Source organism: Virgisporangium aurantiacum, from assembly GCF_016863635.1.
Lineage (GTDB): Bacteria > Actinomycetota > Actinomycetes > Mycobacteriales > Micromonosporaceae > Virgisporangium > Virgisporangium aurantiacum.
The window spans coordinates 104,180-118,593 of record NZ_BOPG01000019.1; the positions used below are offsets into that span (position 1 = coordinate 104,180).

At 69.5% G+C, this 14,414-nt stretch carries 12 protein-coding genes; 1 reads left to right on the forward strand and 11 read right to left on the reverse strand.

What is annotated here, in order from left to right; all coding sequences use genetic code 11:
* The first annotated feature begins 9 nt into the window (after positions 1-9).
* Positions 10-1,431: a threonine/serine exporter family protein gene (locus Vau01_RS15355; RefSeq protein ID WP_203992582.1), complete on the forward strand. Its 1,422-nt coding sequence runs from the start codon at positions 10-12 to the stop codon at positions 1,429-1,431.
* Here Vau01_RS15355 and Vau01_RS15360 read toward each other — a convergent pair.
* The 11 genes from Vau01_RS15360 to Vau01_RS15405 all read right to left on the reverse strand — a co-directional run bounded on the left by Vau01_RS15360 (position 1,428) and on the right by Vau01_RS15405 (position 14,392).
* Positions 1,428-2,993 carry a basic amino acid/polyamine antiporter gene (locus Vau01_RS15360; RefSeq protein WP_203992584.1) on the reverse strand — a complete coding sequence of 522 codons (1,566 nt, stop codon included), beginning with the start codon at positions 2,991-2,993 and terminating at the stop codon, positions 1,428-1,430. The genes Vau01_RS15355 and Vau01_RS15360 overlap by 4 nt on opposite strands.
* A 2-nt stretch (positions 2,994-2,995) precedes the next feature.
* Positions 2,996-4,483: a Na+/H+ antiporter NhaC gene (gene nhaC, locus Vau01_RS15365; RefSeq protein ID WP_239151602.1), complete on the reverse strand. Its 1,488-nt coding sequence runs from the start codon at positions 4,481-4,483 to the stop codon at positions 2,996-2,998.
* A gap of 30 nt (positions 4,484-4,513) precedes the next feature.
* Positions 4,514-5,761, reverse strand: coding sequence for an arginine deiminase (locus tag Vau01_RS15370; protein WP_203992585.1), 1,248 nt, complete (start codon positions 5,759-5,761; stop codon positions 4,514-4,516).
* Positions 5,762-5,790: 29 nt separating this feature from the next.
* A complete protein-coding gene (locus Vau01_RS64625) occupies positions 5,791-5,925 on the reverse strand; it encodes a hypothetical protein (RefSeq protein ID WP_275423942.1) in 135 nt (44 codons plus the stop codon).
* Positions 5,926-5,980: 55 nt separating this feature from the next.
* The gene (locus tag Vau01_RS15375) at positions 5,981-6,466 is read right to left on the reverse strand and encodes a DUF1269 domain-containing protein (RefSeq protein ID WP_203992586.1); all 486 of its coding nucleotides are present in this window, start codon (positions 6,464-6,466) and stop codon (positions 5,981-5,983) included.
* A 181-nt stretch (positions 6,467-6,647) separates the two neighbouring features.
* Positions 6,648-7,700 carry a S1C family serine protease gene (locus Vau01_RS15380; protein ID WP_203992679.1) on the reverse strand — a complete coding sequence of 351 codons (1,053 nt, stop codon included), beginning with the start codon at positions 7,698-7,700 and terminating at the stop codon, positions 6,648-6,650.
* A gap of 214 nt (positions 7,701-7,914) precedes the next feature.
* Positions 7,915-10,692, reverse strand: coding sequence for a cation-translocating P-type ATPase (locus tag Vau01_RS15385; protein WP_203992587.1), 2,778 nt, complete (start codon positions 10,690-10,692; stop codon positions 7,915-7,917).
* Positions 10,692-11,174 carry an aromatic ring-opening dioxygenase LigA gene (locus Vau01_RS15390; RefSeq protein ID WP_203992589.1) on the reverse strand — a complete coding sequence of 161 codons (483 nt, stop codon included), beginning with the start codon at positions 11,172-11,174 and terminating at the stop codon, positions 10,692-10,694. Before Vau01_RS15390 ends, Vau01_RS15385 begins: the two co-directional genes overlap by 1 nt.
* A gap of 28 nt (positions 11,175-11,202) precedes the next feature.
* Positions 11,203-12,150: a carbamate kinase gene (gene arcC, locus Vau01_RS15395; RefSeq protein WP_203992591.1), complete on the reverse strand. Its 948-nt coding sequence runs from the start codon at positions 12,148-12,150 to the stop codon at positions 11,203-11,205.
* A gap of 7 nt (positions 12,151-12,157) precedes the next feature.
* Positions 12,158-13,159 (reverse strand): ornithine carbamoyltransferase, encoded by a 1,002-nt coding sequence (gene argF / locus Vau01_RS15400; protein WP_203992594.1) that lies wholly within the window; start codon positions 13,157-13,159, stop codon positions 12,158-12,160.
* A gap of 12 nt (positions 13,160-13,171) precedes the next feature.
* Positions 13,172-14,392, reverse strand: coding sequence for an arginine deiminase (locus tag Vau01_RS15405; protein WP_203992596.1), 1,221 nt, complete (start codon positions 14,390-14,392; stop codon positions 13,172-13,174).
* Positions 14,393-14,414: the final 22 nt, after the last annotated feature.

Sequence of the window (14,414 nt, forward strand, 5' to 3'; positions counted from 1 at the left end):
CCGGCGCCGATGCCTGCAGCGTCCGTACTGCCGCCGTTGGCCACGAGTTCCCCTGCGGTGATGCGGTACGGCATCACGGTGTCCATGCTGCTCGCGGCCGTGGGCGCCTTGCTGGTCACGGGCGCGGTTGTGCTCGCGATCGGCCGCCGGGCCGAGCGTGTCACCCGCCGCACGAGCGACCCGCGACCGCCGGAGCCGGGTGTCTCCGGGTCGCTCGTGCCGTTCCTCGTGGCGCTGGGACAGGCGCTGATCGACGGCGGCGAGCCGGTGTCCTCGGTTCAGCAGAGCCTGGGCCGGGTGGCGGCGGTCAACGGCGTTCCGGACGCGGAGGCCGTCGTCCTGGCGACGGCGCTGTTCGTCACCGCGCCCACTCTGGGTACGGTGCAGACCGCGGTCGCACCCGCCGGCACCGAGCAGCTCCGCCTGGAACAGATGGACGCCCTCCACCGGCTCGTCCGGTCAGCGGAGCGCGGTCAGGTCCGGCCGGCTGACGGGCTGGACGAGCTCAACCGGATCCGCCTACTGCCGCCGGCGTTCGGGCCGGCGGTCCGGGTGGCCGGTTACACGCTGCTGACGACCGGGCTCGCCCTGGTACTGCGGGCCGATTGGACCGGCCTGTGGGCCGCTGTGCTGCTCGGGGCGGGGGTCGGCCTGCTGCAACTGGCGACGGACCGGGCGCCGGCGCGGTGGCAGCCGTTTCTTCCACCGGCGTGCGCTTTCGGCGTGGCGACCGCGGCCTTCCTGCTCGCCCGGCTCGTCCCGGGCACGGGTGTGTTGGCGCCGCTGGCCGCGCCGCTGGTGACGTTTCTTCCCGGCGCGCTGCTGACCACGGCGGCGATCGAGCTGGCCACCGGGCAGATGATTTCCGGAGCCGGTCGGCTGGCGTCCGGCAGCATGCGCCTGTTCCTGCTGGCGCTCGGCATGACCAGCGCGGCCGAGCTTGTCGGTGCCCCGGCCAGTACCGTCGTCGGGATCAGCGCACAGCCGTTGCCGACCTGGACGACCTGGATCGGCGTCGCTCTCTTCGGCACGGGTATCGTGCTGCACCACTGCGCTCGCCTCGCCTCGCTCGGATGGCTGCTGCTGGTGCTCTACATCGCGTACGCGGGGCAGGTCGTCGGAGGGTTCTTCCTTGGCGGGGTCGTGTCGGCTTTCGTCGGAGCGGTGCTCATGACCCCGGTCGCCCGGCTGGTCGCGCGTGCGGCGAACGGGCCACCGGCGCCCGTCAGCGTCCTGCCCGCCTTCTGGCTGCTGGTGCCGGGAGCGCTCGGTCTGCTGGGAGTGACCAAGTACCTCGGTGCCGACCCGCTGGACGCTCTCGACACCTTGCTCACCACCGCGGCGACGATGGTCGCCGTCGCGCTCGGCGTGCTGCTCGGCAGCGAGATCCGCTGGGCCGGCCACCCGGCAGGTCAGCGGAAGACACGCTAGATGGCGATGAAACCGGCCCACAGGCCGGCGACTCCGGTGACTCCGGCGGCCACGATGATGACGCAGAGCGCGATCTCGGTGGGCGTGAACAGCCTGCGGCCCCGTTCGCTGCGGGCCTTTACGTAGAGCAGGGTGCCCGGAGCGAGAATGATCGAGCACAACAGCAGGAACTCCAGGCCGGCGGCCTCGAACAGGAACAGTATGTAGACCGTCGCGATACCCGCGATGATCGTCTCCTTGCGGCGGGTCCGGCCGGTCACGTCCTCGTAGGACTCGCCGGTGAGGCCGAGCTTCAGTGCGTACGCGGCGGCGAGGAAGTACGGGATCAGCGCGAGGCTGGTGCAGAGGTCGAGCATGAAGTTCAGGGCGTCGGTCAGGACGAGGGTCGCGGCGAGGAGTCCCTGGACCGCCAGCGAGGTGACGACCAGCGCGGTGATCGGCGTCGCTTTGTCGTTCTCCCTGCCGAGGAAGGCCGGGAAGTCCTCGTTGTGGGCCGGTATGTACATCACCTCGGCGGCCATCAGGGTCCAGGCGAGGTACGCGCCGAGGACGGAGATGATGACGCCGGCGCTGATGAACCAGCGGCCCCAGTCGCCGACGACGTGCTCGAACACGCCGATCATCGAGGGCTGCCGCGTCCCGGCGATCTCCGGCTGGGCCATCACCGCGTAGCTCGACAACGTCACCAGGGCGAAAATCGACAGGACCATCAGGAAGCCCAGGACGGTAGCCCGGCCGACGTCCTGGCGCCTCTTGGCGTAGCGGGAGTAGACGCTCGCACCCTCGATGCCGAGGAACACGAACGTCGTGATGATCATGGTGTTGCGGACCTGGTCGTTGATCGAGCCGAGGTCGCCGTAGCCGGAGGCGGTCCAGTTGTCGGCGAAGACGCCCGCGTCGAAGGCGATGAACAGCACGACGATGAAGACCAGGATCGGAATGATCTTGAGGATGGTCACGATCCGGTTGATGACGGCCGCGTCGCGGACTCCCCGCGCGATGAGGTAGTGGAACAGCCAGACGCCCACGGTGGATACCGCCACCGCGAGGACGGTGTCACCGTCGCCGAAGGCGGGAAAGAACGCGCCGAGCGTCGCGTTGATGAACACCCAGTAGAACGCGTTGCCGGCGATCGCGCTCGCCCAGAAACCGAACGCGGAGTTGAAGCCGACGTAGTCGCCGAAGCCCGCCTTGGCGTAGATGAACACGCCCGAGTCGAGATCGGGTTTGCGGACGGCGAGGTTCTGGAACACGAAGGCGAGCATCAACATCCCCGCCCCGGCGATCGCCCACGCGATCAGCGACCCCAGGATGCCGGTAGCCACACCGAAGCGGGCCGGCAGCGAGAACACGCCGGCGCCGACCATGCTGCCGACCACCATCGCGGTGAGGGTGGGCATGGTCATCTTGCCCGGCGTCACGACCGGGGAGTCCGCGACCGAAGCGCCGTCGGGCGAGCTGTGAGCGGCCGCCGTGCCGTCGACCGAGGTGTGAACGGGCGAGGCGTGAACGGCCGAGGTGCCGGCGACCGAGGTGCCCGTCGTGGGTACTGTGTCTGCCATTGTCAGTCGCTCCGTCCTGGTGGCGGGTCGAGCTCGACCGGCTCGACCTTCTCGATCTTGAATCCGGTGAAGCCGTACAACACGCTCAGTACGGGACTCGCATAGCAGAAGACGGCGTACGGCAGGTACAGCAGCGTGGAGACGCCGAGCGTGGCGCCCATGAACGCGCCGCACGAGTTCCATGGGACCAGCGGGGAGGTGACGGTTCCGCTGTCGGCGGTCAGCCGGGACAGGTTCGTCGGGGCCAGGCCGCGCCGGGCAAACTCGGCCCGGAAGACGCGCGCCGGCAGTACCAGGGCGATGTACTGGTCGCCGGCGACGACGTTCAGGCCGAAGGCACACGCGAAGACGGTGAGGAACAGCCGCCCCGTGCTCTTGGCGGCGGCGACCATCGGGTCGACCAGTCGCGAGATCAACCCGAACTTCTCCAGCAGGACGCCGAACGTCACCGCTCCGAAGATCAGCCACAGCGTGAACAGCATGCTCGACATGCCGCCGCGCGAGACCAACCGGTCGATCTCTTCGAGGCCGGTGTCGGCATGGAACCCGGTCGCCATCGTCAACCAGGTCGCCTTGATCGACTCCACCACCGCGTTGCCCTGCCCGGCGACGAAGTCCGCGACGACCTGGCGCTGGGTGAACGCCGCCAGCACGCCGGCGAACAGCGCCGACCCGAGCAGGGCCAACGACGCCGGCGCCTTACGCACCGACAGCACGATCAGCAGCAGCAACGGCAACAGGTTCACCGGGCTGATCCAGAACAGCTTGTCCAGGTCGGCCAGCTCGGTGGCCGTCGACACGTCGTCGTCCACGTTCGGAGCCTTGACCCAGCCCAGGACGAAGAAGACGACCAGCGCGATCAGAAACGCCGGCACCGACGTCCAGACCTGCCGCTTGATGTGCTCGCGCGGATCGACCCCGACCATCTGAGCGGTCAGAACCGTGGTCTCCGACAACGGCGAGGTCTTGTCGCCGAGGTACGCCCCCGAGATCACCGCACCCGCCGTGATCCCGGGCGAGAGGCCAAGCAGGTCACCGATACCGACCAGGCCGACCCCGATCGTGGCCGCGGTGGTCCAGGAACTGCCGATACTCAGCGCGACGATCCCGCAGATGATCGCCGTCGCCGCGTAGAACCACGACGGCGACAGCACCTGGATCCCGTAGTAGACGAGCGTCGGAATGGTGCCGGACAGGTTCCAGGTACCGATCAGCGCGCCGACCGCCAGCAGGATGAACATGGCGCTGGTCACCGAGGCGATCGCCTCCTGGCCGGCGCTCTGCACCTCTTCCCAGCTGTGCCCGTTCTTCAGCGCGATCAACGCCGCGATCGCGGCACACACCACCAGAGCCACCTGGATCGGCCCGTCCAGGGCGTCCAGACCGAACAGCGCCAGCGCACTGGCGATCAGCCCGGCGAGCGCGACCAGCGGGAGCACGGCGTCGAACATCGACGGTCGCCTCGTGGTCGGGACCTGGTGCTTCGTCATGATTACGCCTCCAGGTCCCCCAGCGCGTTCTCAGAAATCGACGGCGTCGCGGACCAGCGGGCAGGTCATGCAGTGGCCGCCGCCGCGGCCCCGGCCCAACTCGGCGCCCACGATCGTGATGACCTCCACGCCGGCGCGGCGCAGCAGGGTGTTGGTCTGCGTGTTGCGGTCGTACGTGAAGACCACGCCCGGCTCGACGGCGACGGCGTTGTTGCCGCTGTCCCACTGCTGCCGCTCGGACGCGTACACGTCGCCGGCGGTCTCGATGACCCGCAGTTGCTTGAGGCCGAGCGATTCGGCCACCACGTCGACGAACCGGCGGTCGCCCTCGTCGACCACCTCCACGCCGGGAGCGCGGTCGCTGGGGCGCAGCGAGAACGTGTGGACGCCGTCGACGATCGCCGGGTGGAGCGTGACGATGTCGCGATCGGCGAAGGTGAAGACGGTGTCGAGGTGCATGGCCGCCCGCAGCTTGGGCATCCCGGCCACCACGACGCGTTCGGCGGCCTGCGCGGCGAACAGCGCCGCCGCCACCTGGGTGATGGCCTGCCGGGAGGTGCGCTCGCTCATACCCACCAGTACGACGCCGTTGCCGACCGGCATGACGTCGCCGCCCTCGAAGGTGGACAAGCCCCATTCCTGCTCCGGGTCGCCCCACCAGACGGTGGCGTCGTTGAAGTCGGGATGGAACTGGTAGATGGCCTTCATCAGCAGGGTCTCGTCGTGCCGGGCCGGCCAGTAGAGCGGGTTCATCGTGACCCCGCCGTAGAGCCAGCACGTGGTGTCGCGGGTGTAGAGGGTGTTGGGCAGGGGCGGCATGAGGTATTCGCGAATCCCGGTGCTCTCCCGGGCGAGCGAGACATAGCCGGAGCGGAATTCGTCGGGCAGGTCGCTGGTGGCCAGCCCGCCGATCAGGAACTCGGCGAGTTCGGCCGGCTTGAGGGTCTCGAGGAACGACCGGGTGCCGTCGAGCAGGCCGATGCCGACCTCGTTCGCGATGACCTTCCGGTCGAGCAGCCAGTCCCGGGCCGGTGGGATCGCCATCGTGGCGGCGAGCAGGTCGTGCAGCTCGACCACCTCGACGCCCCGGTGGCGTAGCTTGTTGACGAAGTCGGCGTGGTCGCGCTGGGCCATCTCGACCCACATGACGTCGTCGAACAGCAGGTCGTCGTTGTTGGTGGGGGTGAGCCGCCGGTGGGCCAGGCCGGGCGCGCAGACCAGCACCTTGCGCAGCCGGCCTACCTCCGAATACACCCCGAGGCTGCGGTTGTCGGACATGGCGTGTCTCCCTTTCGTCTGCGCCGCGGTTACGTATTGACCTGCTCTTCGGACGCGGGAACGGTGTCCGGCCGGGCCGGTTCATCGGTCCTACGGCCGAGCAGAACCCAGATGGCGGCGCCGACGGTGCCCGCGACCACGAACAGACCCGCCGCTGTCGCCATGACGCGTCCCTTCGTGACATTCACCAGGGGCCTCGACGATCGTCGGCCGATCCGGTTACGCCGCTTCGATGTCATCGGCCAGCTCCCGCTCCTGCTCGCTCGACAGCGACGTCTTCAGAATCCTGCCGCCGAACGGCTTGAGTGCATCGGTGAACTTGTCCTCGGTACGCTGCCGGCTCATGATCACGACGGCCGCCTTGCCCGGTTCGAGCAGAGACTGAACACGGTCCCGGAACGACTTGTCGATACCCGATTGGCTCAACTTGCCGAATAGCGCACCCAGGGCGCCGCCGAGCACCGCTCCGGCGACGGGAACCAGGAACAGCAGACCGAACACGGCCCCCCACAAAGCCCCACCCGTGGCGGACCCGGACACTATCTTGGTAGGCGTGTCGACATGAGTATGTCCACCGGAGTCCACAGTGACCACGGCGAGACCCGTCAGCTCGACGATGTGGTCTTTCTGCAACTCGATCACCTGCTCGTACGACTGCCTGGCGGTGTCGTGGTCGTCGTATCCGATAATTATCAAGTCGGACATGTCGATACCTCCATTTCGGCGCCGTTCCGCGGCGTATCACCTTCGGCCATCCGCGGCTGATCGAACGACACTGTCAGCAACCGGAAACCGGATCCTCATCCGCTGCGGATGATCCCCGAACCGGACCCGAATCCGAATACGACACGTCTGTAGTGTGTGTGTCCACGCTTGTGCGCAGCCATCAGGGAGGACTGCCGAGGGTGATTGTGGTTTGCTCGGCGGTTCCCGCCCGCGTGTACTCGACGGCGACACGGTCACCGGGCTGCTTGGTGAGCGTCGCCAGGAACAGGCTGTCCGAACCGATCGCGGCCCGGCGTTCGACGGCGGTGATGATGTCGCCGGGGCGCAAACCCGCCTGCTGCGCCGGACCGGCAGGAGTGACCGCCTGCACGAAGAGTCCGTGGGTCAGGCCGAACCGATCGGCGATGGCCGCGGGAATCGGTGCCACCGACACCCCGACGTAGGGCGGGCTGAACCTGCCTTGGGCGATCAACTGGTCGGCGACCATCATGGCCACGTCGACCGGAACCGCGAAGCCGATGCCCACACTGCCGCCGCCGGCATCCCCCGACGCGCTGGGCACCGTGGCGATCGCGGTGTTCACCCCGACCAGCGCGCCGGCGCAGTCGACCAGCGCCCCGCCGGAGTTGCCCGGGTTGATCGCCGCGTCGGTCTGGATGGCGCCCGGCAGAACCGCGGTTTCCCCGCCGTCGGCGGGAACCGGCACGTCGCGCCCCAGCGCGCTGACGATGCCGGTGGTCACGGTACCGCTGAGGCCGAGCGGTGAGCCGAGCGCGACGACCGGCTGGCCGACCCGCAGCGGCGCGGACCGACCTATCGTGATCGTCGACGCACCCCTCGGCGGGTCGGCCTTGACCACCGCGAGATCCACGCGCGGCGCCCGCCCGACCACGGTGGCGCGTACGGTCTGCCCGCCGCTGTACAACACGTCTATCGTGCCGGTCGAACCCGCCGGGGAGATCACGTGGTCGTTGGTCAGAATGTGTCCTCCGGACCGGATGATCGAACCGCTGCCGTTACCACCGGTCGACCCGTTGGACACCATCAATGTGACCACCGCGGGCAGCACGTCCTCGGCGACGGTGGAGGCCGCGCAGGAGGTCACGGCGCCGCCGGCCGCCGCCTTGCTGTCGGCCGTCCAGTGCACGATCGCGCCACCCAGCAAGCCCGAAACGAGCGCGATGCCGGCCCCCGCAGCGGCCAGACTCCACATCGGCAACGGGCCACGTCTGCGAGCCGGTGGCACCGGTGCGGCACCGGTATCCGAAGTTGTGCTCGACGATGTTCCCATCGACCCACTCTCGACAGACAACGCATCCGCCGCCTCGCCCCCGTCGGGTGATCTGCAGGGTGTGACCGGCCGTGCGGTAGGCCGGTGTCGTGGTCCGCGTGCCGGGCCCGTGACGGCCCGGCACGCGTCACCCCCCTCACCCCCGGCGAACGACCACCTTGCGGAGCTCCTCCAGCCAGAGGACGACGGATCCGGCCGCGACGCACAGCCAGAACTGGCCTCCGGTCAGGTACGCGGCCTCGAAGAAGTGGCGCAGCCACTCGACCTTCACGATGGCCAGTTGCGCGGCGGCGACCGAGAGCACCGAGATCCACAGGTACCGGTTGGTGAAGAAGCCCGAAAGGAACGTGGACGTGCGTTCGCTCCGCGCGTTGAAGACGTTGAACAACTGGGCGAGCACGAACGTCGTCCAGCCCATCGTGGCGGCCGTCGCCGCGTCGTAGGCGTGCTCGGCCCAGGCGACCACGCCGAGCGTGCACGCGCCCATGATGCCGGCGAGCCACAGCAGCACCAGCAGCCGCGTCCCGGAGAGGATCTGCGCGCTCTTCGGACGCGGCGGCTCGTCCATCGCCTGCGGACGGGGCCGGTCGACGCCCAGTGCCAGCGCGGGTGGCCCGTCACAGATGAGGTTCACCCACAGGATCTGGATCGTCGTGAACGGCGCCGCCATGCCGAGCAGCACGGTGGCGAGCACCGTCCCGATCGCGCTGAGGTTCGTGGAGAGCTGGAACCGTACGAACTTCACGATGTTCTCGTAGATCGTGCGGCCCTCGCGGACCGCCGACACGATCGTCGCGAAGTTGTCGTCCAGCAGGATCATGTCGGCGGCTTCCTTGGTCACCTCGGTGCCCGTGATGCCCATGGCGACGCCGATGTCCGCCTTCTCCAGCGCCGGCGCGTCGTTGACCCCGTCGCCCGTCATCGAGACCACGAGGTCGAGCGCCTGCAGGGCGCGCACGATGCGCAACTTGTGCTCGGGCGCGACGCGGGCGAAGACACCGATCTCGCGGACGCGCGACGCCAGCTCCGCGTCGTCCATCGTTTCCAGGTCGACGCCGCGGACGACGTCACCGGTGATGCCCAGCGCGCCGGCGATCGCGTGCGCGGTCGTCGGGTGGTCGCCGGTGATCATCTTGACCCCGATGCCGGACCGGTGGGCCGCCGCGATGGCGTCCTTCGCCGCCTCGCGGGGCGGGTCGACGATCCCCACGATGCCCAGGAACGTGAGGCCCGTCGCGGCCTCGACCAGGGTGCCGTCGAGGTCTCCGGCCGGGCCTCCGTCGAGGTCCCCGCCCGGGTCTCCGCCCGGGTCTCCGCCGGGGCCTCCGGCCGGCTCGACGCGGGAACGCGGTACCCAGTCGCCGGCGGCGGCGAGCACGCGCTGGCCCTGGCCGGCGAGGTGGTCGACGGCCGCCCGGATGGCGGCGCGGCCCTCGTCGGTGAGCGGCTCGCGGTTACCGTCCCGGTCGGCGAGGTGGTCGACGCGCTGCAGCACGCTCTCGACCGCGCCCTTGACGCACACCAGCACCCGATCCGGATGCTGCCCGAGACGGTCCTCGTGGAAGGTGGCCATGTACTTGGTGGCCGAGTCGAACGGGATCTCGCCGACCCGGGGCAGCCGGTCCCGGGCGCCGGCGACGTCGATGCCGGCCTTCGCGCCGAACACCAGCAGCGAGCCCTCGGTGGGGTCGCCGATGCAGGCGCCGTCGCGGATGACCGCGTCGTTGCACAGCAGCAGCACGGCCGCGAGCTGGCGCAGGTCCGGTGGACCCCGGTCGATGTCGGGCGACGTGATGCGTCCCTCGGCCGCGTACCCCTGCCCCTCGACCGCGTACTCCTCCGCATCGCGGACGACCGACCGCACGGTCATCTGGTTAAGGGTCAGCGTTCCGGTCTTGTCGCTGCAGATCACCGACGTGGACCCGAGCGTCTCCACGGCGTGCAGCCGCTTGACGACCGCCCGCCGCCGGGCCAGCCGGCCCATGCCGATCGCCAGGGTGACGGTGACCGTCGCCGGTAGCGCCTCCGGAATCGCCGCGACGGCGAGCGCGATCGATCCGACGATCAGCTCCTCCACGTCCTCGCCGCGGATCAGCCCGATCACGAACAGCAGCACCACGGCGGCGCCCGCGATCATCGCCAGGCGGTGCCCGAGTTTGGTGGTCTGGCGCTGCAACGGCGTCGGTTCCGGCTCGACCTCGCCCATGAGCGTGGCGAGCTTGCCGATCTCGGTGGACATGCCGGTACCGGTGACGATCAGTTCGGCGCGGCCCGCGGTCACCGCCGTGTGGGTGAACGCCATGCCCGTCCGGTCGGCGAGGACGGTGTCGGCCGGAACCGCCCCGGTGCCCTTGTCGACCGGTACCGCCTCACCGGTCAGCGCCGCTTCGGCGATCGCCAGGCGGTGGGCGGCGGCGAGCCGCCCGTCGGCCGGGACGGTGTCGCCGGCTTCGAGCAGCACGATGTCACCCGGAACCAGGTCCTCGGCGGGCACCTCCTGCGTGATGCCGTTGCGGCGCACCCGGGTCAGCGGCACCACCATCGCCTCGATCGCGGCGAGCGACCGCTGCGCCTTCGTCTCCTGCCAGAAACCGAGCAGCCCGTTGAAGACGAGCAGCGCGGTGATGAACACGGCCTCCTCGATCTCGCCGATCACGAACGACAGCACCGCCGCGCCCAGCAGCACCAGGATCAGGCCCTCGGTGAACTGGGCCAGCAGCAGCTTCCACCACGGCGGCGGCGGTGCCGACACCAGGCGGTTCGGACCGTGCCGGGCCCGGCGGGCCGCCACCTCGTCGGGCGGCAGCCCGCGCAGCCGGTCGACCGACAGTGCCCGGGCCACCTCCTCGACGGTCATCGCGTACCACCGGTCCCGGCCCGCGCCGGCGACGTCGGGTTTCAGGTCGACCGACATCACGGTCCTTCACCGGCGGGCGCGGCCCTCGGCACGGGAACCGCCAGGCCCCGGGCCACCAGCATCAGGGCGTAGCCGATCACGCCGATCAACACGCCGATGCCGGCCGCCATCGCCGCGATCCCGAAGGCGACGACGGAGGTGAACAGCGACGCGCGCAGGAACGACGCGTTCATCACGGTGGCCCGGGCCGGATCGGTGCGGTCGAGTTCGGCGTAGGTCTTGCCGCCACTGGCTTCGAGCGCGTGCTTCTCGATGACCTCGGCCTGCGCGTAGGCGGTCAGCGGTCCGTCGACCTTCTCCCCGGCGAAGTTCGCGGCGTCCTCGGACACCGTGATGTTCTCGTCGGCGAGCTGGTTCTGCACGGTGATCCAGGTGACGACGCCGGCCACCAGCAGCACGGCACCGGCCACGATCAGCAGGACGCCGAGGAGGCGCACGGCACGGGCCGGACCCGGGCGCGGGCCTCGTTCGTTGCTCATCGGAACCTCCGGTTCTCCTGTCGCGGGCTCACAGCGGTGGTTTCAGGTCGTTCGCGCCGCCGTAGTCGCCGGCGGGCGTCACCACGGTGCCCGCCTTGCCGGTGAGGATCAGTTCGGCGTCGGCGAGCGCGCCGATGCCGGCCATGTCGCCGGTGATCTCGACGAACCGGCACACGGCTTCGACCTTCGGGCCCATCGAGCCCGCCGGGAACTGCTCCCGGCGGAGTGCGGCCGGCGTGGCGCGCAGGATCGGCTCGGCCTCGGGGGTGCCGAACCCCCGCATGACGGCCGGAACGTCGGTCAGCAGCAGCAGCGCGTCCGCCTCCAGCGACTCGGCGAGCACCGACGTGGCGAGGTCCTTGTCGACGACCGCCTCGACGCCCTCCAGGTGGCCGTCCTCGTTGCGGACCGCCGGCACGCCGCCGCCGCCCGCGCACACCACGACGGCGCCCGACGAGAGCAGGAGCCGGATGATGCGCGTCTCGACGACCCGTTTCGGCGCGGGTGACGGGACGACGCGGCGCCAGTACGCGCCGTCGGCCTTCACGTGCCAGCCGCGCTCGGCCGCCAGCCGATCGGCGGTCGCCTGGTCGTAGACCGGGCCGACGAACTTCGTCGGGTTCTCGAACGCGGGGTCGGCGGCCGACACCAGCGTCTGGTTGACGATGGCCGTCACCTGCCGGCCGGGAAGCGCGTTCTGGAGCGCCTGCAGCAACCAGTAACCGATCATTCCCTGCGTCTGCGCGCCGAGCACGTCCAACGGGTAGGGCCGTTCCAGGGCCGGGTCGGCCGCGCTCTCCAGCGCGAGCATGCCGACCTGTGGCCCGTTCCCGTGGGTGATGACGAGTTCGTGCCGGGCCGCGAGCGGCGCGAGCGCCTCCACCGCCCGCATCGCGTTGGCCCGTTGGGTGGCGGCCTCCGGCTTCTGGCCGCGTTCGAGCAGGGCGTTACCGCCTATCGCGATGACGATCCGCATGGCCGGTTCACCCGCCGAGGGTGGCGACCATGACGGCCTTGATCGTGTGCATGCGGTTCTCGGCCTCGTCGAAAACGATCGAGTACGGCGACTCGAACACCTCGTCGGTGACCTCCAGCGCGTCGAGCCCGGTGTGCTCGAAGATCTCCTCACCGACCTTGGTGCGGCGGTCGTGGAACGCCGGCAGGCAGTGCATGAACTTCACCCGCGGATTCCCGGTCGCCCGGATCATGTCCATGTTCACCTGGTACGGGTGCAGTTGCTTGATGCGCTCGTCCCACGCGTCTTTGGGCTCGCCCATCGACAGCCACACGTCGGTGTAGAGGAAGTCGACGCCGCGCACGCCCTCCTCGACGTTGTCGGTCAACGTGATCCGCGCGCCGGTGGTCTCGGCGAGCTGGCGGGCCTCCTTGACGACGTCGTCGGCGTTCCAGCGCGTGTTCGGTGCCACGATGCGGACGTCCATGCCCATCATCGCGCCGGTGACGAGCAGCGAGTTGCCCATGTTGTTGCGGGCGTCGCCGAGGTAGGCGAACGCGACCTCCGAGTCGTGCTTGTCGGTGTGCTCGCGCATCGTCAGGATGTCGCAGAGCGTCTGGGTCGGGTGCCACTCGGTGCTGAGACCGTTCCACACCGGCACACCCGCGTAGCGGGCGAGGGTCTCGACGTTCTCCTGGCCGAAACCGCGGTACTGGATGCCGTCGTAGAAGCGGCCGAGAACCCGTGCCGTGTCGGCGATCGACTCCTTGTGACCGAGTTGGGTGCTGCCGGGGTCGAGGAACGTCACGTGCGCGCCCTGGTCGTGGGCGGCCACCTCGAAGGCGCACCGGGTGCGCGTCGAGGTCTTCTCGAAGATGAGGGCGATGTTCTTTCCCCGCAGGCGGGGCTGCTCCGAGCCGGCGTACTTCGCGATCTTCAGCTCGGCCGCGAGATCGAGCAGGAACCGCCATTCGGCGGGCGTGAAGTCGAGTTCCTTGAGAAAGCTGCGGTTGCGCAGGTTGAACGGCATCTGTTCGATCTCCTAGGCTGCGTCGCGTTCGATGGGGCAACTCATGCAGCGGGGACCACCGCGGCCGCGACCGAGTTCGCTGCCGGCGATCGTCACCACCTCGATACCGTGCTTGCGGAGGAACGTGTTGGTCGTGACGTTGCGCTCGTAACCGAAGATCACGCCGGGCTCGACAGCGAGGAAGTTGCTGCCGTCGTCCCACTGCTCGCGTTGCGCGGCGCGCTCGTCCTCGTCGGTGCGGAGCACCGTCACCCGGTCGAGACCCAACGTCTCGGCGATCGTCGCGAACAGGTCGTCGTTCTGCACGACCCGCAGCCCGTCCGCCTCATCGGGCAGCACGGTCCACGACCGCAGGTCGTCCTTCAGGTACGGGTACATGACGAACGTCTCGCGGTCGATCATCGTCATCACCGTGTCGAGGTGCATCATCGCGTGCGAGTGCGGCAGCTCGATCGCGATCACCTTGGTCGCGCCGCCCCGGGCGAACAGGGACCGGGCCAGGTTCTCCACGCCCATCGGCGTGCTCCGCTCGCCCAGGCCGATCATCACCGCGCCGTGGCCGAGCACGTGCATGTCGCCGCCCTCGAGCGTGGCGGGTTGGTGCGACGCGTCGTCGTCGCCGTACCAGATCTGGAACTCGCCCTTGGCGAACATCGGGTGGTACCGGTAGATCGCCGTGCTGTGCACCGACTCCCGCATGCGCGCGGGCATCGCCATCGGGTTGATGCTGACCCCGTTGTAGAGCCAGGCCGAGTTGTCCCGCTGGAACAGGTGGTTCGGCAACGGCGTCAGCACGAAGTCGTCCGCGCCCATCAGCTCCCACCGCAGGCTCCGCGGAGACACCAGCGGCGCCAGTTCGCTCTTCAGGACACCGCCGATCATCAGCTCGGCGAGACGGCCGGCGTCGGCCTGGTCGGCGATGCGATGCAGCGGATCGACGAGGGTCGGTCCGACCGTGTCCTCGGTGATGACCCGCTCGATCACCCAGGTGCGGCCGTCCGGCTGGCTCAGCACCTCGGCGAGCAGTTCGGCGAAGTAGTGCACGGTCACCCCGCGGTCGCGGAGCGCCTGTGCGAACGCGTAGTGCTCCTCGCGGGCCCGCTTCGCCCACAGGATGTCGTCGAACAGCAGATCCCGGACGTTGTCCGGGGTCAGCCGGCTGAGTTCGAGGCCCGGCTGGTGCAGGATCACCTGTCGCAGCCGGCCGACCTCGGAGTCGACATGGAATGTCATCGCGGTCATCAGTCCTTTGCTG